At 50.7% G+C, this 26,603-nt stretch carries 18 protein-coding genes and 1 pseudogene; 15 read left to right on the top strand and 4 right to left on the bottom strand.

The genetic code is table 11. The features are described 5' to 3' along the window. Nucleotides 1-97 precede the first annotated feature (97 nt). The 8 genes and pseudogenes from lolA to HV041_RS12745 all read left to right on the top strand — a co-directional run bounded on the left by lolA (nucleotide 98) and on the right by HV041_RS12745 (nucleotide 10,747). A complete protein-coding gene (gene lolA / locus HV041_RS12780; RefSeq protein WP_003831898.1) occupies nucleotides 98-709 on the top strand; it encodes an outer membrane lipoprotein chaperone LolA in 612 nt (203 codons plus the stop codon). 10 nt (nucleotides 710-719) lie between these two features. After that, on the top strand, nucleotides 720-2,063 hold the full coding sequence (gene rarA / locus HV041_RS12775) for a replication-associated recombination protein RarA (protein ID WP_048212145.1): 1,344 nt from the start codon (nucleotides 720-722) through the stop codon (nucleotides 2,061-2,063). A 92-nt stretch (nucleotides 2,064-2,155) separates the two neighbouring features. After that, a complete protein-coding gene (gene serS, locus HV041_RS12770) occupies nucleotides 2,156-3,448 on the top strand; it encodes a serine--tRNA ligase (RefSeq protein WP_003836908.1) in 1,293 nt (430 codons plus the stop codon). A gap of 236 nt (nucleotides 3,449-3,684) precedes the next feature. Then, a pseudogene (dmsA, locus tag HV041_RS12765) lies at nucleotides 3,685-6,136 on the top strand (dimethylsulfoxide reductase subunit A). Between the two features lie 10 nt (nucleotides 6,137-6,146). Beyond that, complete coding sequence (locus HV041_RS12760; protein ID WP_005123570.1) at nucleotides 6,147-6,764, top strand: DMSO/selenate family reductase complex B subunit; 618 nt, start codon at nucleotides 6,147-6,149, stop codon at nucleotides 6,762-6,764. Nucleotide 6,765: 1 nt separating this feature from the next. Beyond that, complete coding sequence (locus tag HV041_RS12755) at nucleotides 6,766-7,629, top strand: dimethyl sulfoxide reductase anchor subunit family protein (RefSeq protein WP_121584418.1); 864 nt, start codon at nucleotides 6,766-6,768, stop codon at nucleotides 7,627-7,629. Between the two features lie 331 nt (nucleotides 7,630-7,960). Then, nucleotides 7,961-9,109, top strand: a complete 1,149-nt coding sequence (locus HV041_RS12750; RefSeq protein WP_005123568.1) for an MFS transporter — start codon at nucleotides 7,961-7,963, stop codon at nucleotides 9,107-9,109. A 216-nt stretch (nucleotides 9,110-9,325) separates the two neighbouring features. Beyond that, nucleotides 9,326-10,747 carry an amino acid permease gene (locus tag HV041_RS12745; protein ID WP_005123567.1) on the top strand — a complete coding sequence of 474 codons (1,422 nt, stop codon included), beginning with the start codon at nucleotides 9,326-9,328 and terminating at the stop codon, nucleotides 10,745-10,747. A gap of 43 nt (nucleotides 10,748-10,790) precedes the next feature. Here HV041_RS12745 and pflA read toward each other — a convergent pair whose 3' ends face one another. The 4 genes from pflA to ycaO form a co-directional block, all read right to left on the bottom strand. Beyond that, nucleotides 10,791-11,531 (bottom strand): pyruvate formate lyase 1-activating protein, encoded by a 741-nt coding sequence (gene pflA / locus HV041_RS12740; protein WP_003035751.1) that lies wholly within the window; start codon nucleotides 11,529-11,531, stop codon nucleotides 10,791-10,793. A gap of 310 nt (nucleotides 11,532-11,841) precedes the next feature. Then, nucleotides 11,842-14,124: a formate C-acetyltransferase gene (pflB, locus tag HV041_RS12735; RefSeq protein ID WP_061067614.1), complete on the bottom strand. Its 2,283-nt coding sequence runs from the start codon at nucleotides 14,122-14,124 to the stop codon at nucleotides 11,842-11,844. Nucleotides 14,125-14,183: 59 nt separating this feature from the next. Beyond that, entirely contained in the window at nucleotides 14,184-15,041 is an 858-nt protein-coding gene (focA, locus tag HV041_RS12730) for a formate transporter FocA (RefSeq protein WP_003831909.1), read from the bottom strand. 404 nt (nucleotides 15,042-15,445) lie between these two features. Continuing rightward, nucleotides 15,446-17,206: a 30S ribosomal protein S12 methylthiotransferase accessory factor YcaO gene (gene ycaO, locus HV041_RS12725; protein ID WP_061067615.1), complete on the bottom strand. Its 1,761-nt coding sequence runs from the start codon at nucleotides 17,204-17,206 to the stop codon at nucleotides 15,446-15,448. 446 nt (nucleotides 17,207-17,652) lie between these two features. Between ycaO and serC the strand changes: the two genes are divergently transcribed. From serC to HV041_RS12690, 7 genes are all read left to right on the top strand, one after another. Further along, a complete protein-coding gene (gene serC / locus HV041_RS12720; protein ID WP_048212142.1) occupies nucleotides 17,653-18,741 on the top strand; it encodes a 3-phosphoserine/phosphohydroxythreonine transaminase in 1,089 nt (362 codons plus the stop codon). 69 nt (nucleotides 18,742-18,810) lie between these two features. Then, a complete protein-coding gene (gene aroA, locus HV041_RS12715) occupies nucleotides 18,811-20,094 on the top strand; it encodes a 3-phosphoshikimate 1-carboxyvinyltransferase (protein WP_182294224.1) in 1,284 nt (427 codons plus the stop codon). A 138-nt stretch (nucleotides 20,095-20,232) separates the two neighbouring features. Next, nucleotides 20,233-20,994, top strand: coding sequence for a M48 family metallopeptidase (locus HV041_RS12710; RefSeq protein ID WP_048212141.1), 762 nt, complete (start codon nucleotides 20,233-20,235; stop codon nucleotides 20,992-20,994). 171 nt (nucleotides 20,995-21,165) lie between these two features. Beyond that, nucleotides 21,166-21,849, top strand: a complete 684-nt coding sequence (gene cmk, locus HV041_RS12705; RefSeq protein WP_005123561.1) for a (d)CMP kinase — start codon at nucleotides 21,166-21,168, stop codon at nucleotides 21,847-21,849. Between the two features lie 113 nt (nucleotides 21,850-21,962). Further along, a complete protein-coding gene (rpsA, locus tag HV041_RS12700) occupies nucleotides 21,963-23,636 on the top strand; it encodes a 30S ribosomal protein S1 (protein WP_003035776.1) in 1,674 nt (557 codons plus the stop codon). A gap of 194 nt (nucleotides 23,637-23,830) precedes the next feature. Then, nucleotides 23,831-24,115, top strand: a complete 285-nt coding sequence (gene ihfB / locus HV041_RS12695) for an integration host factor subunit beta (protein WP_003035780.1) — start codon at nucleotides 23,831-23,833, stop codon at nucleotides 24,113-24,115. Nucleotides 24,116-24,321: 206 nt separating this feature from the next. After that, nucleotides 24,322-26,586, top strand: a complete 2,265-nt coding sequence (locus HV041_RS12690) for a ComEC family protein (RefSeq protein WP_121584419.1) — start codon at nucleotides 24,322-24,324, stop codon at nucleotides 26,584-26,586. The last annotated feature ends 17 nt before the right edge of the window (nucleotides 26,587-26,603 follow it).

Below are 26,603 nucleotides of genomic sequence, written 5' to 3'. Positions count from 1 at the left end.
AATTCAGTATTTTCTACTTTCCTCATGCTGATTTTTGGCCTGAAATGGATAGCAGAAGGAGCTCCCCGTTGGGAGTGACGTATTTTGAGGAATAACGATGAAAAGAATCGCAATCACCTGTGCATTACTGTCGAGCTTTGTGGTGAGCAGCGTTTGGGCTGACGCCGCCAGCGACCTGAAAAGCCGTCTGGATAAAGTCAGCAGCTTCCACGCCAGTTTTACCCAGAAGGTAACGGATGGTAGCGGCGCAGCGGTGCAGGAAGGCCAGGGTGATTTATGGGTTAAACGTCCGAATCTGTTTAACTGGCATATGACACAGCCTGACGAAAGCATCCTGGTTTCCGATGGGAAAACGCTGTGGTTCTTTAACCCGTTTGTTGAACAGGCGACGGCGACCTGGCTGAAAGACGCCACGGGCAATACGCCGTTCATGCTGATCGCGCGTAACCAGGCCAGCGACTGGCAGCAGTACAACATTAAGCAAAACGGCGATGATTTCGTGCTGACACCTAAAACCAGCAGCGGTAACCTGAAGCAGTTTACGATCAATGTTGGGCGTGACGGGACGATCCACCAGTTTAGCGCCGTTGAACAAGACGATCAGCGCAGCAGCTATCAGCTGAAATCTCAGCAGAATGGTGCGATCGAACCTTCCAAATTCACCTTTACCCCGCCGCAAGGTGTAACGGTTGACGATCAACGTAAGTAGAGGCGTGTGAGTGAGCAATCTGTCGCTCGACTTTTCTGATAATACTTTTCAGCCACTGGCCGCGCGTATGCGGCCAGAAAATTTAGCGCAGTATATCGGCCAGCAGCATCTGCTGGCTGCGGGCAAACCTTTGCCACGTGCTATTGAGGCCGGGCACCTGCACTCCATGATTTTATGGGGGCCGCCGGGGACGGGCAAAACCACGCTTGCCGAAGTGATTGCCCGTTACGCCAACGCCGATGTTGAACGTATTTCGGCGGTTACGTCTGGTGTAAAAGAAATTCGTGAAGCGATTGAGCGTGCGCGTCAGAACCGTAACGCTGGCCGGCGTACGATCCTGTTTGTGGACGAAGTTCACCGTTTTAATAAAAGCCAACAGGATGCGTTTTTACCGCATATTGAAGACGGTACCATCACGTTTATTGGCGCGACCACTGAAAACCCCTCGTTTGAGCTGAACTCGGCGCTGCTGTCACGCGCACGCGTTTACTTACTGAAATCATTAACCACCGACGATATTGAACAGGTGCTGGACCAGGCGATGTCAGACAAAGCGCGGGGTTACGGCGGCCAGGATATCGTACTGCCGCCGGAGACGCGTCGGGCGATTGCCGAACTGGTTAATGGTGATGCGCGCCGGGCGCTGAATACGCTGGAAATGATGGCCGATATGGCCGAAGTTGATGATTCCGGCAAGCGCGTATTGAAAGCAGAGTTGCTCACTGAAATTGCTGGTGAACGCAGCGCGCGTTTCGATAATAAAGGCGATCGTTTTTACGATCTCATCTCCGCATTACACAAGTCAGTTCGCGGAAGCGCTCCGGATGCGGCGCTTTATTGGTATGCGCGTATCATCACCGCTGGCGGCGATCCGCTGTACGTTGCCCGTCGTTGTCTGGCGATTGCCTCTGAAGATGTAGGCAATGCCGATCCTCGCGCCATGCAGGTGGCGATTTCCGCATGGGATTGCTTTACCCGCGTGGGGCCAGCGGAAGGTGAACGCGCGATTGCTCAGGCGATTGTTTATCTGGCCTGTGCGCCGAAGAGTAATGCGGTTTACACCGCCTTTAAAGCCGCGCTGGCTGATGCCCGGGAACGTCCGGATTACGACGTGCCTGTCCACCTGCGTAATGCGCCGACGAAGCTGATGAAAGAGATGGGCTACGGTCAGGAATATCGTTACGCTCATGATGAGCCAAATGCCTATGCTGCCGGAGAAGAGTACTTCCCGCAGGAAATGGCGCAAACGCGCTATTATCACCCGACAAACAGAGGTCTTGAAGGCAAGATTGGCGAAAAGCTCGCCTGGCTCGCCGGACAGGATCAAAATAGCCCTATAAAACGCTACCGTTAGTGTTATCGTTGCGGTAATGTTGTCGATGTATCCCTGTGACCGCAGGCTGTGGTCACTTTCTCCTATTTTAATTCGATAAGCACAGGATAAGCATGCTCGATCCCAATCTGCTGCGTAATGAGCCAGACGCAGTCGCAGAAAAACTGGCAAGCCGGGGCTTTAAGCTGGATGTAGATAAGCTGCGCGCTCTTGAAGAGCGTCGTAAAGTTCTGCAGGTACAAACTGAAAACCTGCAGGCAGAGCGTAACTCTCGATCGAAATCCATCGGCCAGGCAAAAGCGCGCGGGGAAGATATCGAGTCTTTACGTCTGGAAGTGAACAAACTGGGCGAAGAGCTGGATGCCGCGAAAGCTGAACTTGATACCTTACAGGCCGAGATCCGCGATATTGCGCTGACCATTCCTAACCTGCCAGCGGACGAAGTTCCGGTGGGTAAAGATGAAAATGACAACGTTGAAGTCAGCCGCTGGGGTACACCGCGCGAGTTCGATTTCGAAGTGCGCGATCACGTTACCTTGGGTGAAATGCACACGGGTCTTGATTTCGCCGCTGCGGTTAAACTGACCGGCTCTCGTTTTGTTGTCATGAAAGGGCAGATCGCGCGTATGCACCGTGCGCTGTCTCAGTTTATGCTGGATCTGCACACTGAGCAGCATGGTTACAGCGAAAACTACGTCCCGTATCTGGTTAACCATGACACGCTGTACGGCACTGGCCAACTGCCGAAATTTGCTGGTGACTTGTTCCATACGCGTCCGCTGGATGAAGAAGCTGACAGCAGCAACTATGCGCTGATCCCAACGGCAGAAGTGCCGCTGACCAACCTGGTACGCGACGAAATCATCGACGAAGATGCGCTGCCGATCAAAATGACTGCGCATACGCCGTGCTTCCGTTCCGAAGCGGGTTCTTACGGTCGTGACACTCGTGGTCTGATCCGTATGCACCAGTTCGATAAAGTCGAGATGGTGCAGATTGTTCGTCCGGAAGATTCGATGGACGCGCTGGAAGAGATGACCGGCCATGCTGAGAAGGTCCTGCAACTGCTGGGGCTGCCGTATCGCAAGATCATCCTGTGCACAGGCGACATGGGCTTCGGCGCATGCAAAACCTACGATCTGGAAGTGTGGATCCCTGCACAGAATACCTATCGTGAAATTTCCTCCTGCTCCAATGTGTGGGATTTCCAGGCTCGTCGCATGCAGGCGCGTTGTCGTAGCAAATCTGACAAGAAAACACGTTTAGTGCATACACTGAACGGCTCTGGTCTGGCAGTGGGACGTACGCTGGTTGCCGTTATGGAAAACTACCAGCAAGCTGATGGCCGTATTCAGGTACCGGAAGTATTACGTCCGTACATGAATGGCCTGGAATTCATCGGTTAAGTCATTTTTCCTTGCTAAAAAAGCGCCTCAGGGCGCTTTTTTTACGCCCGTTTGATGCCGGACAATAACCCTTACTCCATTAGTGGTAATACTGCCTTCGAATGAAAGTCAGTATTTATCTCTGTCTTTGCATAAATTCGATATATAACGGTCTGTATAACGATAGTATCGATATATAAACGACTATACAACGAACATTCCCTTTTTGTTTATTGTGAGCAGCAGAGTGAGCCACTATGAAAACTAAGATCCCCGATGCCGTATTGGCAGCTGAGGTTAGTCGCCGCGGTCTGGTGAAAACGACGGCGATAGGCGGACTGGCGGTGGCCAGTAGCGCGTTTACCCTGCCATTTACCCGTATCGCAAATGCCGCAGAAGCCCTCAATCCAACACAGATTAATGAGAAAGTGATCTGGAGCGCGTGTACGGTGAACTGTGGTAGCCGCTGTCCGCTGCGTATGCATGTGGTAGACGGTGAAATAAAGTATGTCGAAACCGACAACACTGGTGATGACAACTATGACGGTCTGCACCAGGTACGCGCCTGTCTGCGTGGGCGCTCTATGCGCCGTCGCGTCTATAATCCCGATCGTCTGAAATACCCAATGAAGCGTGTCGGCAAACGCGGCGAAGGTAAATTTGAGCGCATCAGTTGGGATGAAGCCTACGATATCATCGCCAGCAATATGCAGCGTCTGATTAAAGACTACGGTAACGAGTCTATCTATCTGAACTACGGTACCGGCACGCTGGGCGGCACGATGACGCGCTCATGGCCGCCGGGTAAAACGCTGGTGGCACGTTTAATGAACTGTTGCGGCGGTTACCTGAACCACTATGGGGATTATTCTTCTGCGCAAATCGCGGCAGGACTGAACTATACCTATGGCGGATGGGCTGACGGTAACAGCCCGTCTGACATTGAAAACAGTAAGCTCGTTGTCCTGTTTGGTAATAACCCAGGCGAAACTCGTATGAGCGGTGGTGGGGTGACCTACTACCTTGAACAGGCGCGGCAGAAATCTAATGCCCGCATGATCATAATCGATCCCCGCTACACGGATACCGGTGCGGGTCGTGAAGATGAATGGATTCCCATTCGACCGGGTACAGATGCAGCGCTGGTTAACGGTATTGCCTATGTACTGATCAGCGAGAATATGGTTGATCAACCGTTCCTCGATAAGTACTGCGTGGGCTATGACGAAAAAACTCTCCCGGCGGGCGCGCCGAAGAACGGTCATTATAAGGCGTATATTCTCGGTCAGGGCAAAGACGGTATCGCGAAGACCCCGGAATGGGCCGCGCAGATAACCGGTATTCCTGCTGAACGAATTGTTAAGTTGGCGCGTGAAATTGGTAGCGCGAAACCCGCCTACATTAGCCAGGGTTGGGGGCCGCAGCGTCACGCCAACGGTGAGATTGCGACCCGTGCCATTTCGATGTTGGCCATTCTGACTGGCAACGTTGGTATTAACGGCGGCAACAGCGGTGCACGTGAGGGATCATACGATTTACCGTTTGAGCGTATGCCAACGCTGGAAAACCCCGTCGAAACCAGTATCTCAATGTTTATGTGGACGGATGCGATTGAGCGTGGTCCGGAAATGACGGCGCTGCGCGACGGTGTTCGTGGTAAGGATAAGCTCGATGTTCCGATTAAGATGATCTGGAACTATGCCGGTAACTGCTTGATTAACCAGCACTCTGATATCAACCGCACGCATGAAATCCTGCAGGATGATAAGAAGTGTGAAATGATCGTCGTTATTGATTGTCATATGACCTCCTCGGCGAAATATGCCGATATTCTGCTGCCGGACTGCACGGCCTCTGAGCAGATGGACTTCGCGCTGGATGCATCTTGCGGGAATATGTCCTACGTGATTTTCACCGATCAGGCGATCAAACCACGCTTTGAATGCAAGACTATCTACCAAATGACCAGCGAGCTGGCGAAACGCCTTGGCGTCGAGCAACAGTTCACGGAAGGCCGTACTCAGGAAGAGTGGATGCGTCATCTGTATGAACAGTCGCGCAAGGCTATACCGGAACTGCCGACATTTGAAGAGTTCCGTAAGCAGGGCATCTTTAAGCAGCGTGATCCTGAAGGACATCACGTGGCGTATAAAGCATTTCGTGAGGACCCCAAAGCCAATCCGCTTACCACGCCGTCAGGTAAGATTGAAATTTATTCTCAAGCGCTGGCAGAAATCGCTGCAACCTGGGAACTGCCGGAAGGCGATGTGATCGATCCATTACCGATTTATACTCCGGGCTTTGAAAGCTTAAACGATCCACTGGTGGAAAAATTCCCTCTGCAATTAACGGGCTTCCATTATAAATCTCGCGTCCACTCGACCTATGGCAACGTTGACGTTCTGAAAGCGTCCTGTCGCCAGGAAATGTGGATTAACCCGATGGATGCACAACGACGTGGTATTAACAACGGTGACAAGGTACGTATCTTTAACGACCGTGGCGAAGTGCATATTGAGGCTAAAGTTTAAAGTTACCCCACGTATGATGCCTGGCGTAGTAGCGCTGGGTGAGGGCGCCTGGTATGACCCGGATGTGAAACGCGTGGATCAGGGCGGTTGTATTAACGTGCTGACGACCCAGCGACCTTCTCCTCTCGCTAAGGGGAACCCATCACATACGAACCTTGTTCAGGTTGAAAAGGTGTAAGGAGTAACCGATGACAACCCAGTATGGATTTTTTATTGATTCCAGCCGTTGCACCGGTTGCAAAACTTGCGAACTGGCCTGCAAAGACTTCAAAAATTTAACGCCGGACGTCAGTTTCCGCCGTATTTACGAATACGCCGGCGGTGACTGGCAGGAAGATAACGGTGTCTGGCACCAGAACGTTTTCGCCTACTACCTCTCCATTGCGTGCAACCACTGTGAAGACCCGGCCTGTACCAAGGTGTGTCCAAGCGGCGCGATGCACAAACGTGAAGATGGTTTTGTGGTCGTGGATGAAGATGTGTGCATTGGCTGTCGCTATTGCCACATGGCCTGCCCGTATGGCGCGCCGCAATACAATGCCGCCAAAGGACACATGACCAAGTGCGATGGCTGTCATGAACGCGTTGCTGAGGGTAAGAAACCCATCTGTGTCGAATCCTGCCCGCTGCGTGCGCTGGACTTCGGCCCGATAGAGGAACTGCGTAAAAAACACGGCACCCTGGCCGCGGTAGCGCCGCTCCCTGGCGCGCACTTTACCAAACCGAGCATCGTCATCAAACCAAATGCCAATAGCCGCCCTACCGGGGATACCACGGGTTATCTGGCTAATCCGAAGGAGGTGTAAGATGGGAAGTGGATGGCATGAATGGCCGCTGATGATCTTCACTGTTTTCGGGCAGTGTGTTGTGGGTGGCTTTATCGTTCTGGCGCTGGCGCTGATGAAAGGGGACTTACGCCCTGATTCACAACAGCGTGTGATTGCCTGCATGTTTGGCCTGTGGGTATTGATGGGCATCGGTTTTATTGCTTCCATGCTTCATCTGGGCTCACCGATGCGGGCGTTTAACTCCCTCAACCGTGTCGGTTCTTCCGCGCTAAGTAACGAAATCGCCAGCGGCTCGATCTTCTTTGCCGTTGGTGGTATTGGCTGGTTACTGGCGGTGTTGAAAAAAATGTCACCAGCATTACGCAATCTGTGGTTAGTTCTCGCCATGGTGCTGGGCGTAGTTTTTGTCTGGATGATGGTGCGCGTATATAACACTATTGATACGGTGCCTACCTGGTATAGTGTCTGGACGCCGGTTGGGTTCTTCCTGACGCTGTTCATGGGAGGTCCGCTGCTGGGATATCTGCTATTACGCGTTGCCGGAATTGACGGCTGGGCGATGCGACTGTTGCCTGCTATTTCAGTGCTTGCGCTGGTTGTGAGCGGCATCATGTCCGTGATGCAGGGCGCCGAGCTGGCGACAATCCACAGCTCAATTCAGCAGGCATCTGCGCTGGTGCCCGATTACGGTTCGCTGATGGCATGGCGGATTGTGGCACTGGCTTTAGCGTTGTGCTGCTGGATTGTTCCGCAGGTGAAAGGTTACCAGCCGGCAATACCGCTGCTTTCCGTCGCGTTTATTCTGCTGTTAGTCGGTGAGCTGATTGGCCGCGGCGTGTTCTATGGTCTGCATATGACGGTCGGCATGGCGGTCGCCAGCTAACCTGAAAATGCCGAATGGCATCGCGCTTGTCCGGCCTACACATTACAGTACTGAACGTGTAGGTCGGATAAGGCGTTAATATGGTCATCCCACAAATAAAAGATGCCTATTATCCATGAATTTTTTCGACTGAACGTAGCGGGGCAATTTTGTTTTAGATCAATTAAAACAAATAGATGTAATTTCCCATTTTTTATCAATCCGCATTAAGAATCAGTAATACGAATCGATCCCCCTGAAAGCGCCTCAGGCCCCTGATTGCGCCGATTGACAATGTTTTTTGCAGTGGCATGATGCGCATGAAATTTGAACTTCCTCACGGTTTTTATTCATGTCCACCTATACCCGTCCCGTTATGCTATTGCTGTGCGGGCTGCTTCTGTTGACCCTGGCGATCGCCGTGTTAAACACGCTCGTCCCGCTTTGGCTCGCCCATGAAAATCTGCCAACCTGGCAGGTAGGAGTGGTCAGTTCGTCCTATTTCACCGGAAATCTGGTTGGGACGTTACTGACCGGGTACTTAATTAAACACCTCGGTTTTAACCGCAGCTATTACATCGCCTCGCTTATTTTTGCTGCGGGCTGTGTCGGACTGGGCGTCATGGTAGGTTTTTGGAGCTGGATGACCTGGCGTTTTATTGCGGGTATCGGTTGTGCCATGATCTGGGTGGTGGTGGAAAGTGCGTTGATGTGCAGCGGGACGTCGCGTAACCGTGGACGCTTACTTGCCGCCTATATGATGGTCTATTACGTAGGGACGTTTTTAGGACAATTATTGGTCAGTAAAGTCTCGACAGAATTAATGAATGTTCTGCCGTGGGTGACCGGCACTATCCTTGCCGGAGTATTACCGTTGCTCTTTACCCGCATTGTGAATCAGCAGGGTGATGAACAACAGTCAACCCCCATTGTCTCTATGCTGAAGCTTCGCCAGGCGCGTCTGGGCGTGAATGGCTGCATTATTTCCGGGATTGTGCTGGGGTCGCTGTATGGCCTGATGCCGCTGTACCTCAACCATCAGGGTGTCAGCAATGCCAGCATTGGTTTCTGGATGGCGGTACTGGTCAGTGCAGGTATTCTGGGACAATGGCCAATTGGTCGTCTGGCCGATAAGTTAGGTCGCTTGCTGGTTTTGCGCGTTCAGGTCTTTGTGGTGATCGTCGGGAGTATCGCTATGCTGAATCAGGCGGCAATGGCACCTGCATTGTTTATGCTGGGCGCGGCAGGTTTCACCCTTTATCCGGTTGCGATGGCCTGGGCCTGCGAGAAAGTAGAACATCATCAGTTGGTCGCTATGAACCAGGCATTGTTATTAAGCTATACCGTGGGTAGCCTGCTTGGGCCGTCATTTACCGCCATGCTGATGCAAAATTATTCTGACAGTTTACTGTTTATCATGATTGCCAGCGTATCGTTTATTTATTTACTGATGCTGCTGCGTAAGACAGGGCATACACCGAATTCTGTGGCGCATATCTGATTTGATTTAACAGGATAAAAACAGGTTCCCATACATGTTGTTTATGTATACTTTATGGGAGCCTGTTTTATTTAATCATCGCTATTCTTTCCTGAAAATAAAATGTGCAGAAGATTATAGTTTTACATTCTGCCATTTCCGCTTGGCCATTTTACCGCGCATAATCCCTCGCTTCATTTATTGATTATCAAAAATAGCGTCTACGAAGGATCGCCAATGGCAAGTGTGCAGGAAAAACAATTGCGGTGGTACAACATCGCATTGATGTCTTTTATTACCGTATGGGGATTCGGCAACGTCGTAAACAACTATGCTAATCAGGGATTGGTGGTTGTTTCTTCATGGATATTTATTTTCGCCCTCTATTTTATCCCTTATGCACTGATTGTCGGACAACTTGGCTCCACGTTTAAAGACGGTAAGGGTGGGGTTAGTACATGGATTAAACACACAATGGGACCGGGACTGGCTTATCTCGCAGCGTGGACCTATTGGGTGGTGCATATCCCTTATCTGGCGCAAAAGCCACAGGCTATTCTGATTGCGCTGGGATGGGCGCTGAAAGGCGATGGTTCGCTGATTAAAGAGTACACCGTGGTGGCGTTGCAGGGGCTGACGTTAGCGCTGTTTGTCTTTTTCATGTGGGTTGCATCCCGTGGCATGAAATCGCTTAAAATCGTTGGATCGGTTGCGGGGATCGCGATGTTTGTGATGTCCATTCTGTATGTCGTAATGGCCGTCACCGCCCCGGCGATTACTGATGTGCAAATCGCCACAACCAATATCACCTGGGAATCTTTTATCCCGCACATCGATTTTACCTATATCACAACGATCTCGATGCTGGTCTTTGCGGTCGGTGGCGCGGAGAAAATCTCTCCATACGTTAACCAGACGCGTAACCCTGGCAAAGAGTTCCCGAAAGGGATGTTAGTTCTGGCGGTTATGGTGGCGGTGTGCGCGATCCTGGGTTCTCTGGCAATGGGGATGATGTTTGACTCTCAGCATATTCCTGATGACTTAATGACTAATGGCCAGTATTACGCTTTCCAGAAACTCGGGGAGTATTACGGCATGGGTAACACATTGATGGTTATTTATGCAGTTGCCAACACGTTAGGTCAAATTGCGGCTTTGGTGTTTTCTATTGATGCTCCGCTTAAAGTTTTACTGGGCGATGCTGATCGCAAATATATCCCTGAAAGCCTGTGTAAAACCAATGCCTCTGGTACACCGGTGAATGGCTATATTCTGACACTGGTGCTGGTGGCCATTTTGATTATGTTGCCAACGCTGGGTATCGGAGACATGAACAATTTGTATAAATGGCTACTGAATTTGAATTCAGTGGTGATGCCTCTGCGCTATCTGTGGGTGTTTGTGGCATTTATTGCCGTTATTCGTTTGGCGCAGAAATATAAACCGGAATATGTCTTCATTCGTAACCGCTCTCTGGCGATGACGGTGGGAATTTGGTGTTTTGCGTTTACTGCGTTTGCTTGCCTCACGGGGATCTTTCCGAAAATGGAAGCCTTTACTCCAGAGTGGACATTCCAGCTCACGTTGAACATTGTGACGCCGTTTGTGCTGGTTGGGCTGGGATTGATTTTCCCGCTGCTGGCAAGAAGAGGGCGTTAAGGGGAAATGTGGTGGGTAACAGGCTCGTTACCCACCACAAAGCTTAGTACATCACTTTGTGACCATACTGCTCAAGGATACCTTTCACGCGCTCCATGGTCTCTTTTTTCGGCGGCTTCACGCCGTCGAGTTTGTACTCTTCACCCATTGCCACCCATTTGTGTTTGCCAAGTTCGTGGTATGGCAGCAGTTCAATTTTTTCGACATTGCCCATGTCACGGGTAAACTCGCCCAAACGGTGTGCTGAATCATCATCATCGGACCAGCCAGGCACGACAACGTAGCGGATCCACACTTTGATGTCTTTGTTAGACAGGTAACGAGCGAACTCCAGCGTACGATGGTTAGATACGCCGACCAGGTTCTGGTGGATCTCGTCGTTCATCTGTTTCAGATCGAGCATCACCAGGTCGGTGACTTCCAGCAGTTCATCAATCACTGGATCGTAACGGCGAACAAAACCGTTAGTATCAAGACAGGTATGAATCCCTTCTTTTTTACAGGCACGGAACCAGTCACGGACGAATTCAGCCTGGAGAATGGCCTCTCCGCCGGATGCCGTTACGCCACCACCGGATGCGTTCATAAAGTGACGATAGGTCACGACTTCTTTCATTAATTCATCGACGGTGACTTCTTTACCGCCGTGCGTATCCCATGTGTCACGGTTGTGGCAGTACAGGCAGCGCATCAGGCAGCCCTGGAAGAAGGTAATAAAACGGATGCCCGGGCCATCTACAGTGCCACAGGATTCAAAGGAGTGAATGCGACCAATAACTGACATTGCGGTGTTTCTCCAGGTGTGGCCCATCCGGGGCCAGTGTTAGTGCACAGTTATTAACTGTGTCGAGTCTGTTTTGGCTGTTATCCATACTTTTCGTCTTTCAAGCTGCATCTTTGTTAGCTTCCTTCGCTCACCCCAGTCACGTACTTCTGTACGTTCCAGGGGATTCACTCCGTTGCTGCCTCAATGCAACTCGAAATCCATCGAGTATATAAGTATAGATAGCTGACAAAGCAGGCTATTAAAAAGGCCCCACTTACGTGGAGCCTTTATTGTACGCTTTTTAAAGTACGATTTCAGTCAAAACCAATTACATGGTCTGAGTGAAGGTACGAGTAATAACGTCCTGCTGCTGTTCTTTAGTCAGGGAGTTAAAACGTACTGCGTAGCCAGAAACACGGATGGTCAGCTGCGGATATTTTTCCGGATGTTCCATCGCGTCCAGCAGCATTTCACGGTTCATGACGTTCACGTTCAGGTGCTGACCACCTTCGATGGACGCTTCATGGTGGAAGTAACCATCCATCAGACCAGCCAGGTTGGTCTTACGAACTTCGTCGTCTTTACCCAGTGCGTTCGGAACGATAGAGAAGGTGTAAGAGATACCATCTTTAGCGTAAGCAAACGGCAGTTTAGCAACAGAAGTCAGAGAGGCAACGGCACCTTTCTGGTCACGACCGTGCATTGGGTTAGCACCTGGGCCGAACGGTGCGCCAGCGCGACGACCGTCTGGGGTGTTACCGGTTTTCTTACCATAAACCACGTTAGAGGTGATGGTCAGAACAGACTGAGTCGGGATCGCGTTACGATAAGTAGTCAGTTTCTGAATTTTCTTCATGAAACGTTCTACCAGGTCAACCGCCATGTCATCAACGCGCGGGTCGTTGTTACCAAACTGCGGGTATTCGCCTTCGATTTCGAAGTCGATAGCCAGACCGTCTTCGTCACGAATCGGTTTAACTTTCGCATATTTGATTGCAGACAGGGAGTCAGCAGCAACGGACAGACCAGCGATACCACACGCCATGGTGCGGATAACGTCACGGTCGTGCAGCGCCATCAGAGAGGCTTCGTAGCTGTACTTGTCGTGCATGTAGTGGATAACGTTCAGTGCGGTGACGTACTGTTTAGCCAGCCAGTCCATGAAGTGATCCATGCGGTCCATAACTTCGTCGAAGTTCAGAACGTCGCCTTTGATCGGTTCAGATTTAGGACCAACCTGCATTTTCAGTTTTTCATCAACGCCACCGTTGATTGCGTACAGCATGGTTTTCGCCAGGTTTGCACGCGCACCGAAGAACTGCATTTGTTTACCAACAACCATCGGGCTTACGCAGCAAGCGATAGCGTAGTCGTCGTTGTTGAAGTCCGGACGCATCAGGTCATCGTTCTCGTACTGCAGAGAAGAGGTGTCGATGGACACTTTAGCGGCGAATTTCTTGAAGTTCAGAGGCAGTTTTTCAGACCACAGAACGGTGATGTTCGGCTCCGGAGAAGGACCCATGGTGTACAGGGTGTTCAGGAAGCGGAAGCTGTTTTTGGTAACCAGAGTACGGCCATCAACGCCCATACCACCGATTGATTCAGTTGCCCAAATCGGGTCACCGGAGAACAGTTCATCATATTCAGGAGTACGCAGGAAGCGAACCATACGCAGTTTCATGACCAGGTGGTCAATCATTTCCTGAGCGTCTTGCTCGGTGATTTTGCCTGCTTTCAGGTCACGTTCGATGTAAGCATCCAGGAAGGTGGATACGCGACCGAAGGACATTGCTGCACCGTTCTGAGATTTAACCGCGGCCAGGTAGCCGAAGTAAGTCCACTGGATAGCTTCCTGAGCGTTGGTAGCCGGACCAGAGATATCGCAGCCATATTTAGCAGCCATTTCTTTGATCTGACCCAGAGCGCGGTGCTGTTCAGCGATTTCTTCACGCAGACGGATAGTTGCTTCCAGGTTTACGCCATTTTCCAGATCGGACTGCAGAGAGACGAACTGAGCGTATTTGTCTTTCATCAGGTAGTCGATACCGTACAGCGCAACGCGACGGTAGTCACCGATGATACGGCCACGGCCATACGCATCTGGCAGACCAGTCAGAACACCGGATTTACGGCAGTTCAGAATGTCTTTGGTATAAACATCGAATACACCCTGGTTGTGGGTTTTACGGTATTCGGTGAAGATTTTTTTCAGCATCGGGTCCAGTTCGCGATTGTACGCTTTGCAGGAACCTTCAACCATTTTGATACCGCCAAACGGGATAATCGCACGTTTCAGCGGAGCTTCAGTTTGCAGACCAACAATTTTCTCAAGCGCTTTGTTGATGTAGCCAGCGTCGTGAGAAGTGATGGTAGAAGCAACGGAGGTGTCAAAGTCAACAGGCGCGTGAGTGCGGTTTTCCTGTTTAACGCCTTCCATTACGCTGTCCCACAGTGCAGTGGTCGCTTCAGTTGCGCCAGCCAGGAAGGACTCGTCACCCTCATACGGAGTGTAGTTTTTCTGAATGAAGTCACGGACGTTTACTTCATTCTGCCAATCACCTTTGGTAAAACCTTCCCAGGCTGTGGCTAACTTTTCATTAAGCTCGGACATGTAACACCTACCTTCTTAAGTGGATTTTTTATTTACTGCGTGTAATGAGCATCAACAGATTAATGATGATCGTTACCACGCAGGTAAATGACCCAGTATGTCAACCCGACCAACAAACCGCCGCCGATAATGTTACCGATCGTAACCGGAATCAGGTTATCGGTGATGAAATTCATCACGGTCAGGTGAGAAAAATTCTCCGGAGAAGAACCGACAGCGGTCCAGAATTCCGGGGTGGCGAAATCGCGTATTACGATACCCATAGGGATCATAAACATGTTTGCGATACTGTGCTCAAAACCGCTGGCAACAAACATTGCGACCGGTAATACCATGATAAACGCTTTGTCCATCAGGCTGCGGCCAGAGTAGCTCATCCATACCGCCAGGCACACCATTAGGTTAGCCAGAATACCAAGGCTTACAGCTTCAACAAAAGTATGGTGCACTTTGTGGTCGGCAGTTTGCAGGACGTTGAGTCCCCACGCGCCGTTGGCGGTCATATACTCGCCAGAAAGCCACATGAGTAACACAAAAATCAGCGCACCAATCAGGTTACCGACATAAACGTTAAGCCAGTTCTTCGCTAACTGACCCCAGGTAATACGACCACTGGCTTTAGCGACGACAATCAATACGGTTGAAGTGAAGAGGTCAGCGCCGCAGACAACGCAAAGGATCAGCCCCAGGGAAAAGCAGATACCACCCACCAGCTTTGCCATGCCGAAAGGCATTGTGCCGGTACCGGTTGTGGCAGTGATATAGAAAACAAAGGCAATTGAAATGAACACACCGGCAGTAATTGCCAGATAGAACGTCTTAAGCGGATGTTTCGTTGCTTTATAGACGCCTGCTTCTTCGGCAACTTTGGCCATAGCAGCAGGAAGTATAAGATCAAAAGGGTTGTCAGCTTTCACACTAACTCTCTCTTTATTAAGTCGGCGACGAGATACTAACAAAGCATTATAGATGAGAATTTGATATAGATCATATCTCGCCTGGCTTATAGGCCCGTAAGACGCATGGTTTTTATGCAATTACGGTGTAACTTGTTGATTATCCATGTAAAAATAAATTTTAAAAATTATAAAGTGAGTTGAAATTTTTCTTTATGCCTCCAGTCGGACGGTTAATTAAAATGGAGTAATTGAGATAAATAGCGATATTAATAAACCAAAAATTTTAATATCAACTACTAATATTTAACCTTGTTTTTACATTTATTTTTGAGTACACAAAAATAAAAAAACAGGGCGCTTAGAGCGCCCCGTAATATAGCCCAGACAATACGTTTAGCCTACTCAACGCGGGCTGTTTGCCACTATTTTGACCAGTGTGCTGCTTTCGCGCGTTGCAGCTTCTCATAGGCTTTCAGCAGAGACTGATGTGCCGGGAAAGCCCGCAGATCGCTATCAACCGTTTGTAATCCGTAGAATGGCGCTTCTCCGCTCATTGCTGCACTTGCTGCTTCAACTGCCTCTGCACCGTACATACGAACAAATGCGTTAAGATACTGCAGCGGCTGACGATCTTCTTCCTGAGAGAGCAGCAGCAGAGTTTGCAGGCAACGGTAATAGTTTGCGCGTTCAGCACTAAAGACGGATGCATTAAATTCCATTGTCCATTCCGTCCAGATCAGTGCCTGCTCAAGGTCACCGCCCGCCAGAGCCAGCATTACTTTGAGCTCGCCAATGCGCAGGGTATACCAGCCATTATCCGCACCGGTCGCCAAACCCAGCAGCTCACGTACGCGAGTGAAGTCGTCAAATCCTTCTTCATCCAGCTGTGCGAGCAGGTTGAGGTAGTCTTCTTTTTCCCATTCGCTGCCTGGCAGAGAGAGAATGGTCTCACGCAGGTGCGCTCCCATGCTGTTGTTGGCTAACCACAAATCTTCTGCAGGGTAGATGTCAGACATGCCCGGGACGATAATGCGGCAAGCGTAAACGCTCAGATGCTCGTAGTCGGCGATGTAGACTTCCTTATCTTCCGCTTTGAAGATGGCCATCAGGGTTGCGAACTCTTCTTCCGTTGTGCCGGAGAAATTCCAGTCAACGAACGGGTAATCGGCATCTTGCTTGAACAGATCCCAGGAGATCAGACCGCTGGAATCGATGAAGTGCGTTTCGAGGTTAGTGTGCTCAGCCACTTCTTCATCGTCGAAGGTTGGGGGAGTGAAGACATCAAGATCTTTCAGGCCACGGCCCTGCAACAGTTCAGTGACGGTACGCTCCAGTGCAACACCGAAATCCGGGTGCGCGCCGAAAGAGGCAAAACAGGTACCGTTAGCCGGGTTGAACAGTACAACGCAGATAACCGGGTATTTGCCGCCCAGCGAGCCGTCGTATGCGAAGATTGGGAATCCTTCGGCTTCCAGCTTTGCAATGGATTCAACGACTGCCGGGTAACGCGCCATCACTTCGGCCGGAATTTCCGGCAGGCTGATGCTTTCCGCGATAATGCGGTTTTTCACATAGCGCTCAAAAACTTCAGACAGCCCCTGAACGCGGGCTTCATTCGGTGTGTTACCCGCAGACATACCGTTAGATACGTACAGATTACCGATAATGTTCATCGGAATGTAAACGGTCTGATTATCTGACTGACGGGTAAACGGCAGGCCGCAAACGCCGCGTTCTTCATTGCCGGATTGCAGATCGATAAGCATGCTACCGGTCAGTTCATTGTCTGGATCGTAGAATGCACGCAGACGCGCATCCAGCAAACCTTCAGGTACGTCATCATCTTCTGTCAGTGGGAACCATTTTTCGTTCGGGTAATGTACGAACGGGCCGTTAGCGATGGTGTCGCCCAGCCAGAAATCCGCAAAGAAGTAATTCGTGGACAGACGCTCAAAATATTCGCCCAGTGCGGAGGCCAGCGCCGCTTTTTTCGTCGCACCTTTACCGTTGGTAAAGCACAGCGCGCATTCTTTGTCGCGAATATGCACAGACCAGACGTTAGGAACGGGATTCAACCACGAGGCTTCTTCAATTTGAAAACCGAGGTCGAGTAATTTTTGCTGGAAGCGAGCGATGGAATCTTCCAGTGCGGCATCTTTGCCGGGGATAAATGTTTGCGTCATGAAAATCACTTTTGTCGTACGGAAAGCGCGCAATGATACGGGTTTTCAATGAATGGCGCTATCGCCGCCCGAGCCTCGGCGTAAATAAAGCATTTGATTCACACCGTAGCGTGTTCAGTCGAATGTCTGCGGACTATCTGCTGAAGGGAAGGGGGGCTTCTTTCTTTATATATCTCTGCGCTATGCAAAACCAGAATGGTCGAAGGTTGGCTGGGCCAAATGCGCCTCCTGATAGCGAAAATCTCGGTTTTTATCCGTCAATCCGATAGATTCTTTTGTGTGATGCACCGCTCATTTTTGCCCTGGCCAGTTTTACCCATTGCGGCGCGTGTCACTGAATGATAAAACCGATATCCACAGGAATAACTTATACCCAATGTCTGTCACAGGAATTATCGTAAACGACAGGATGTTGATCGGATAACAACACAACGTGGTGAGGGGAAATGGCTCAGGTCTTCAATTTTAGTTCAGGTCCGGCAATGCTACCGGCAGAAGTACTTAAACTGGCTCAACAGGATCTTCGCGACTGGAACGGTCTTGGCACGTCGGTGATGGAAATTAGCCACCGTGGCAAAGAGTTCATCCAGGTCGCAGAGGAAGCGGAGCAGGATTTTCGCGATCTTCTCAGTATCCCCTCCAACTATAAAGTGTTGTTCTGTCATGGCGGTGGCCGTGGGCAGTTTGCGGGTATCCCATTAAATATTCTGGGTGACAAAACCACGGCGGATTACGTCGATGCCGGTTACTGGGCCGCCAGTGCAATTAAAGAAGCGAAAAAGTACTGCACGCCAAATGTTATCGACGCCAAAGTCACCGTTGACGGACTGCGTGCTGTTAAACCGATGAGTGAATGGCAGCTTTCTGACAATGCGGCGTATCTGCACTATTGTCCGAACGAAACCATCGACGGTATCGCGATTGATGAAACGCCGAATTTTGCCAGCAACGTGGTGGTTACGGCGGATCTGTCCTCGACCATTCTTTCCGCACCGCTTGACGTTAGTCGTTATGGCGTAATTTACGCCGGGGCGCAGAAAAACATCGGCCCGGCCGGGCTGACCATTGTCATCGTACGTGAAGATTTGCTGGGTAAGGCCCATGTGTCCTGCCCGTCAATCCTCGACTATACCGTGCTGAATGACAACGACTCCATGTTCAATACGCCACCGACCTTTGCCTGGTATCTGTCTGGCCTGGTTTTTAAATGGCTGAAAGAGCAGGGCGGTGTTAACGCGATGGATAAAATTAACCAGCAAAAAGCGGAACTGTTGTACGGCGTGATTGATAACAGCGATTTCTACCGCAACGATGTGGCGAAATCGAACCGTTCACGCATGAACGTCCCGTTCCAGTTGGCTGACAACGCGCTGGATAAACTTTTCCTGGAAGAGTCGTTTGCTGCCGGTCTGCATGCACTGAAGGGACATCGTGTAGTTGGCGGAATGCGGGCTTCAATCTATAACGCTATGCCGCTGGAAGGCGTAAAAGCACTGACCGATTTCATGGTCGATTTCGAGCGCCGCCGCGGCTAATCTGCTGTATTTTTCATCCCCACAGCCAGCCTGTGGGGTTTTTATGTCTGTTTTTGAGAGTTGAGTTTCATGGAATCCCTGACGTTACAACCCATTGCGCGGGTGGATGGCACCATCAATCTGCCTGGATCCAAAAGTGTTTCTAACCGCGCTTTGCTGCTGGCTGCATTAGCAAATGGCACCACTGTCCTGACCAACCTGCTGGACAGCGATGATGTCCGCCATATGCTTAATGCTCTGAATGCGTTAGGGATTAGCTATACCCTTTCTGCCGATCGCACGCGTTGCGAGATAATCGGTAACGGCGGCGCGCTGCATGCAGAAGGCGCTGTAGAGCTGTTCCTTGGCAATGCCGGAACCGCAATGCGCCCGCTGGCCGCAGCGCTGTGCCTGGGCAGCAATGACATCGTGCTGACGGGCGAACCGCGCATGAAAGAGCGCCCGATTGGTCATCTGGTTGATGCGTTACGCCAGGGCGGAGCCAACATTGAATACCTGGAGCAGGAAAATTATCCGCCTCTACGTCTGCGCGGTGGTTTCACCGGAGGGCAAGTTGAGGTAGACGGCAGCGTATCCAGCCAGTTCCTCACTGCATTGCTGATGACTGCGCCGCTGGCGCCGCAGGACACGACGATCGCCATTAAAGGTGAGCTGGTATCCAAACCTTACATTGATATCACACTGAACCTGATGAAAACGTTTGGTGTTGAAATTGAGAATCAGAACTACCAGCGCTTTGTCGTGCAGGGCAACCAACAGTACCAGTCTCCGGGCGCCTATCTGGTAGAAGGCGACGCTTCATCGGCCTCGTATTTTCTTGCGGCTGGCGCGATCAAAGGCGGTACGCTGAAGGTTACCGGGATTGGGCGTCATAGCATGCAGGGTGATATTCGCTTTGCTGATGTGCTGGAAAAAATGGGCGCGACCGTGACATGGGGTGATGATTTTATTGCCTGTACTCGCGGTGAGTTGAACGCTGTCGATATGGACATGAACCATATTCCTGATGCGGCAATGACCATTGCGACCGCCGCGTTGTTTGCAAAGGGCACAACGACTTTACGGAACATTTACAACTGGCGCGTCAAAGAGACCGACCGTCTGTTTGCGATGGCAACGGAGTTGCGGAAAGTGGGCGCGGAAGTTGAAGAGGGGCATGATTTTATCCGTATCACTCCGCCGGTTAAGCTGCAGTTTGCGGATATTGCGACCTATAACGATCACCGTATGGCGATGTGTTTCTCGCTGGTGGCGTTGTCTGACACGCCGGTAACCATTCTGGACCCTAAATGCACCGCCAAAACCTTCCCGGATTATTTCGAACAGTTGGCCCGTATTAGTACTCCTGCCTGATCCTCACGAAACGCCGGTCCCTGGACTGGCGTTTCGATGTCCGTAACCGCACTGTTTTTACGCTTACAACTAATGCTAATTTGTTGATGATTTAACTTATTTATTTGTTTTTATTATAAATATCATCGGAAGATTAGCATGAAAAATAAATCACTCTTTTTGGCGTTGGCGGTTTCCGCTACGTTGTTGGCAGGTTGTAAAAATGGCGTAAATGGCGACCTTGTTGCCAGTTCCGGTATGGCGGCTTATAAAGCTGCGACGCTTTCCGACGCTGATGTCAAATCTCTCTCTAACAGTTCATGTAAGCAGATGGATAGCGAAAACCAGCTAGCGGGCGCAAAAAGCAAATACACTAAGCGTCTGAATAAAATTGCGAAAGCGTTGGGTAATAACATTGATGGAACGCCGGTCAACTATAAGGTTTATATGACCAGTGATATCAATGCCTGGGCAATGGCGAATGGATGCGTACGTGTTTATTCGGGTTTGATGGACCAGATGACCGACAATGAGATTGAAGGTGTGCTGGGTCATGAGTTGGGCCATGTTTCTTTAGGACACTCACGTAAAGCAATGCAGACTGCGTATGCCACACTCGCTGCGCGCGATGCTATTTCTGCGACCAGCGGCGTCGCTTCTCAGCTTTCCCAGTCTCAGTTGGGCGATCTGGCGGAAGGTGTGATTAACTCAGCGTTTTCCCGTAGCCAGGAATCGGATGCGGATGACTTTTCCTATGATTTGCTGAAAAAACGCGGTATTGACCGTCAGGGGTTAGTGACTGCGTTTGATAAGTTTGCCACGATGGACGCAGGCCATGCAAAATCACTGATGGATTCTCATCCGGCATCTGACGATCGTGCTCAGCATATGCGTGAACGTATCGCTGCAGATAAAAAGTAAAACAGTGTCATCTTCCGGGCTGGTTTCTCGCCAGCCCGCTATAATTGCGCAATTCTTCCTCATATCGTTACAGACTAATCGGGTTTTTACACTCTGTGTTAACGATTATTAGCGTTGGCGCGTATAATGCGCGGCGTTCACGTTAACGTATGCCCGTTTAAGGAGAAAAAGATGACGGCAATTGCCCCGGTTATTACCATTGATGGCCCAAGTGGTGCAGGAAAAGGCACCTTGTGCAAGGCAATGGCGGAAGCATTGCAGTGGCATCTGTTAGATTCAGGCGCGATCTACCGCGTACTGGCGCTCGCAGCGTTACATCACCATGTTGATGTCACTTCTGAAGATGCTCTGGTACCGCTTGCCTCACACCTGGATGTGCGTTTTATCTCAACGGACGGCAACCTGGAAGTCATTCTGGAAGGCGAAGATGTCAGCGGCGAAATCCGCACCCAGGAAGTGGCGAATGCCGCCTCTCAGGTCGCTGCGTTTCCTCGCGTACGCGAAGCGCTGTTACGTCGCCAACGCGCGTTTCGTGAAGCGCCCGGCCTGATTGCCGACGGACGTGATATGGGCACGGTGGTGTTCCCTGATGCGCCAGTAAAAATTTTTCTGGACGCCTCCTCGCAAGAACGTGCGCATCGACGTATGCTACAGTTGCAGGAGAAAGGCTTTAGTGTTAACTTTGAACGCCTTTTGGCCGAGATCGAAGAACGTGATTACCGCGATCGTAACCGTGCTGTAGCGCCGCTGGTTCCCGCTGCTGATGCTTTAGTTTTAGATTCAACCCGATTAAGCATTGAGCAAGTGATTGAAAAAGCGTTACAATACGCGCGCCAAAAACTGGCTCTCGCATAAGTGCGACCGAATTTGCAGTACCCCCGTTGCAATGGATTGACAGCGGGTATGTTAAACAACCCCATCCGGCATGGAGCCAGGTGGACGTTAAATATGAAACCTGAAGATTAAACATGACTGAATCTTTTGCTCAACTGTTTGAAGAATCCTTAAAAGAAATCGAAACCCGCCCGGGTTCCATCGTTCGTGGTGTTGTTGTTGCTATCGACAAAGACGTAGTACTGGTTGACGCCGGTCTGAAATCTGAGTCCGCCATTCCGGCAGAGCAGTTCAAAAACGCCCAGGGCGAGCTGGAAATCCAGGTTGGTGACGAAGTTGACGTTGCTCTGGATGCAGTAGAAGACGGCTTCGGTGAAACCCTGCTGTCCCGTGAAAAAGCTAAACGTCACGAAGCTTGGATCACGCTGGAAAAAGCTTACGAAGAAGCTGCAACCGTTACTGGTGTTATCAATGGCAAAGTCAAGGGTGGCTTCACTGTTGAGCTGAATGGTATTCGCGCGTTCCTGCCGGGTTCCCTGGTAGACGTTCGTCCGGTCCGCGACACGCTGCACCTGGAAGGCAAAGAGCTTGAATTCAAAGTAATCAAGCTGGATCAGAAGCGTAACAACGTTGTTGTTTCCCGTCGTGCCGTTATCGAATCCGAAAACAGCGCAGAACGCGATCAGCTGCTGGAAAACCTGCAGGAAGGCATGGAAGTTAAAGGTATCGTTAAGAACCTCACTGACTACGGTGCATTCGTTGATCTGGGTGGCGTTGACGGCCTGCTGCACATCACCGACATGGCATGGAAACGCGTTAAGCATCCGAGCGAAATCGTAAACGTTGGCGACGAAATCACTGTTAAAGTGCTGAAGTTCGACCGCGAGCGTACTCGTGTATCTCTGGGCCTGAAACAGCTGGGCGAAGATCCATGGGTAGCTATCGCTAAGCGTTATCCGGAAGGTACCAAACTGACTGGTCGCGTGACCAACCTGACCGACTACGGCTGCTTCGTTGAAATCGAAGAAGGCGTTGAAGGCCTGGTTCACGTTTCCGAAATGGATTGGACCAACAAAAACATCCACCCGTCCAAAGTTGTTAACGTTGGCGACGTAGTGGAAGTTATGGTTCTGGATATCGACGAAGAACGTCGTCGTATCTCCCTGGGTCTGAAGCAGTGCAAAAACAACCCATGGCAGCAGTTCGCGGAAACCCACAACAAGGGCGACCGTGTTGAAGGTAAAATCAAGTCTATCACTGACTTCGGTATCTTCATCGGCCTGGACGGCGGCATCGACGGCCTGGTTCACCTGTCTGACATCTCCTGGAACGTTGCAGGCGAAGAAGCAGTTCGTGAATACAAAAAAGGCGACGAAATCGCAGCAGTTGTTCTGCAGGTTGATGCAGAACGTGAGCGTATCTCTCTGGGCGTTAAACAGCTCGCAGAAGATCCGTTCAACAACTGGGTTGCACTGAACAAGAAAGGCGCAATCGTAAACGGTAAAGTCACTGCAGTTGACGCTAAAGGCGCAACCGTAGAACTGGCTGACGGCGTTGAAGGTTACCTGCGCGCTTCTGAAGCTTCCCGCGACCGCGTTGAAGATGCAACTCTGGTTCTGAGCGTAGGCGACGACGTTGAAGCTAAATTCACCGGCGTTGATCGTAAGAACCGTGCAATCAGCCTGTCTGTTCGTGCTAAAGACGAAGCTGATGAGAAAGATGCAATCGCAACTGTTAACAAACAGGAAGATGCAAACTTCTCTAACAACGCAATGGCTGAAGCTTTCAAAGCAGCTAAAGGCGAGTAATATCGAGTACTCTATACCCGCACATGCAACTTGAAGTATGACGGGTATAAATCCTTTGTGCTGTTAACAGCACAAAGGGTGACGAGTAGCTTGACAGATTACAGGATTCGTCCTGTAATCAATGACAAAGGGCGGCTACGGCCGCCCTTAATCAATGCAGCAGCTAATTTTGCCTTTAAGGAACCGGAGGAATCATGACCAAGTCAGAATTGATTGAAAGACTTGCAACCCAGCAACCTCATATTCCCGCGAAAGCGGTTGAAGATGCAGTAAAAGAGATGCTGGAACATATGGCCTCGACTCTTGCGCAGGGCGAGCGTATTGAAATCCGCGGTTTCGGCAGTTTTTCTTTGCATTACCGCGCACCACGCACCGGACGTAATCCGAAGACTGGCGATAAAGTGGATCTGGAAGGAAAATATGTTCCGCACTTTAAGCCGGGTAAAGAACTGCGCGATCGCGCCAATATTTACGGTTAAGTCCTCAGCAAGACTTAGCCCCGAGAAAAGCACCTGTATGGGTGCTTTTTTCATTTTCACCTCCCTGTGCTGGAATCTCTCTCCCAACATATTTGTATGTTACATCTGCAGTTAAATAACATCGGAACGCACCTCGTTTACCGGTAAATAGTTGCCAGACATCTGCTGAATTGTCCTGCACACTCCCTGTCACAGGGAGGTGTCATATGAAACTAACAACAATCAGTACGTGTGCGTTATGCGGCATTCTCCCGCTGACGTTATTACCCGTATTACCTGACATGCTGTGTGTCAGCTTGGTATTTGGTCTGGCGTGTCTGCTTTGTCTCATTCCTCATCGATATATGCATTACGCTGGATTAGTCCTGCTGTTTTTCCTGTGGGGAATACTGGCTGCGAAAGAGGTTATCTGGGCCGGTAATACGCTGCCTGCGAAAACCCAGCAAGCCATTGTGAGGATAACCGGAACAGACAATATGACAACGCACTACGGCCAAATCACTCACCTTCAGGGGAAACGAATCTTTCCTGCCGTTGGCGTCGTACTGTATGGACAGTACTTACCTGGCGATGTTTGCGCAGGTCAGACATGGGCGATGATGCTGAAAGTTCGCGCTGTGCATGGGCAACTGAATGAAGGTGGATTTGATAGCCAGCGCTATGCATTGGCACAGCATCAGCCGCTAACGGGGCGATTTCTGCAGGCCTCAGTGATTACACCGCAATGCAGTCTGCGTGCACGTTATCTCTCCTCGCTAAAAACCACGCTTGCCGCCTATCCCTGGCAGCAAGTCATACTGGGGCTGGGGATGGGGGAACGTTTGTCTGTATCGCAGGCGGTAAAAAATATAATGCGTGATACCGGAACAGCACATTTGATGGCCATTTCCGGGCTGCATATTGCTTTTGCCGCACTCCTCGCTGGCGGATTGATACGAGGCGGACAATTTTTTATGCCAGCACGCTGGATCTGCTGGCAGGCTCCGCTAGTCGGGGGTGTGCTCTGCGCTGCATTTTATGCCTGGCTGACGGGGCTGCAACCACCGGCATTACGCACGGTCATCGCGCTAATGGTATGGGGGGCACTAAAACTAAGCGGCAGGCAGTGGAGTGGCTGGGCGGTCTGGATTACCTGTCTGGCAGCAATTGTGGTAGTAGATCCGGTCGCGGTGATTTCACAAAGTCTGTGGCTGTCTGCTTTCGCCGTAGCGGCGCTGCTATTCTGGTTTCAGTGGATGCCGATGCCGTGCTGGCCGCTCTCGCGTATCGGACGTGCAGTGCTGGCGCTTGCTCATCTTCAACTGGGAATTACGGTACTGCTTCTGCCTGTCCAAATCGCATTATTTCACGGTGTTAGCCTGAGCTCATTGCTGGCCAATTTATTTGCGGTACCGCTGGTCACATTTGTTTCAGTTCCTCTGATATTAGCGGGTATGGTCGTGCATTTAACCGGTCAGGTGATGATCGAGGCAGGGCTGTGGTATCTCGCTGACCGTTCTCTGGAGCTGTTATTTTGGGGTCTCAATAGCTTACCGGATGGATGGCTCAACATTGATGCGCGTTGGCAATGGCTTGCACTGTCCCCATGGCTGATGCTTATTGCATGGCGATTAAATGCCTGGGAAACGCTACCGGTTGCCTGTTTTACCGGGCTTTTGTTATTGAGTGGACCGTTCTGGAGGACACCCCGCGCTGATTTGTGGCAGGTACATATGCTGGACGTCGGGCAGGGGCTGGCGATGGTGATTGCGCGTAATGGTAAAGCACTGCTTTATGATACTGGTCTGGCATGGCCTGAAGGTGATAGCGCGCAACAGCTGATTATTCCCTGGCTACGTTGGCACAACCTGGAACCGCAAGGGGTAATTCTAAGTCACGAGCATTTGGATCACCGTGGAGGGTTGCAATCGCTACAGCAAGCCTGGCCGTCACTGTGGATCAGAAGTCCGTTGGGCTGGAAAGGGCATCTCCCTTGTTTTCGCGGGGAGCATTGGCAATGGCAGGGATTAACATTTAGCGCACATTGGCCAGTCAGTGGAAATAAAGAGCAGGGGAATAACCATTCCTGTGTGGTAAAGGTGGATGACGGACATCAGAGTATTCTCCTGACTGGTGATATTGAATCCCCTGCTGAACAAAAAATGCTAAGTCACTACTGGCAGCATCTGCAGGCTACGTTTGTGCAGGTTCCACACCACGGGAGTAACACGTCATCCTCATTGGCGCTGATTCAACGCGTTGGCGGACAGGCCGCAATAGCCTCAGCATCCCGCTACAATGCCTGGCGTCTACCGTCATGGAAAGTCCGACAGCGTTACCGGCAACAAAATTATCAGTGGCTGGACACACCCCACCAGGGGCAAATCACGCTAGATATTTATCAAAAAAGTTGGCGCATACGCAGCTTACGGGATCAGATTTTACCCCGTTGGTATCATCAGTGGTTTGGCGTGTTGGAGGATAACGGGTAGAATATGCGGCTATTCTA

Source organism: Citrobacter sp. RHBSTW-00029, assembly GCF_014104295.1.
GTDB classification, from domain to species: domain Bacteria; phylum Pseudomonadota; class Gammaproteobacteria; order Enterobacterales; family Enterobacteriaceae; genus Citrobacter; species Citrobacter youngae.
This window is presented reverse-complemented; position numbering and strand designations above follow the sequence as displayed.

Coding starts and splice junctions, on each gene's coding strand:
- lolA (WP_003831898.1), top strand. CDS start 98: ATGAAAAGAATCGCAATCACCTGTGCATTACTGTCGAGCTTTGTGGTG.
- serS (WP_003836908.1), top strand. CDS start 2,156: ATGCTCGATCCCAATCTGCTGCGTAATGAGCCAGACGCAGTCGCAGAA.
- HV041_RS12760 (WP_005123570.1), top strand. CDS start 6,147: ATGACAACCCAGTATGGATTTTTTATTGATTCCAGCCGTTGCACCGGT.
- HV041_RS12755 (WP_121584418.1), top strand. CDS start 6,766: ATGGGAAGTGGATGGCATGAATGGCCGCTGATGATCTTCACTGTTTTC.
- HV041_RS12750 (WP_005123568.1), top strand. CDS start 7,961: ATGTCCACCTATACCCGTCCCGTTATGCTATTGCTGTGCGGGCTGCTT.
- HV041_RS12745 (WP_005123567.1), top strand. CDS start 9,326: ATGGCAAGTGTGCAGGAAAAACAATTGCGGTGGTACAACATCGCATTG.
- pflA (WP_003035751.1), bottom strand. CDS start 11,531: ATGTCAGTTATTGGTCGCATTCACTCCTTTGAATCCTGTGGCACTGTA.
- pflB (WP_061067614.1), bottom strand. CDS start 14,124: ATGTCCGAGCTTAATGAAAAGTTAGCCACAGCCTGGGAAGGTTTTACC.
- ycaO (WP_061067615.1), bottom strand. CDS start 17,206: ATGACGCAAACATTTATCCCCGGCAAAGATGCCGCACTGGAAGATTCC.
- serC (WP_048212142.1), top strand. CDS start 17,653: ATGGCTCAGGTCTTCAATTTTAGTTCAGGTCCGGCAATGCTACCGGCA.
- aroA (WP_182294224.1), top strand. CDS start 18,811: ATGGAATCCCTGACGTTACAACCCATTGCGCGGGTGGATGGCACCATC.
- HV041_RS12710 (WP_048212141.1), top strand. CDS start 20,233: ATGAAAAATAAATCACTCTTTTTGGCGTTGGCGGTTTCCGCTACGTTG.
- cmk (WP_005123561.1), top strand. CDS start 21,166: ATGACGGCAATTGCCCCGGTTATTACCATTGATGGCCCAAGTGGTGCA.
- rpsA (WP_003035776.1), top strand. CDS start 21,963: ATGACTGAATCTTTTGCTCAACTGTTTGAAGAATCCTTAAAAGAAATC.
- ihfB (WP_003035780.1), top strand. CDS start 23,831: ATGACCAAGTCAGAATTGATTGAAAGACTTGCAACCCAGCAACCTCAT.
- HV041_RS12690 (WP_121584419.1), top strand. CDS start 24,322: ATGAAACTAACAACAATCAGTACGTGTGCGTTATGCGGCATTCTCCCG.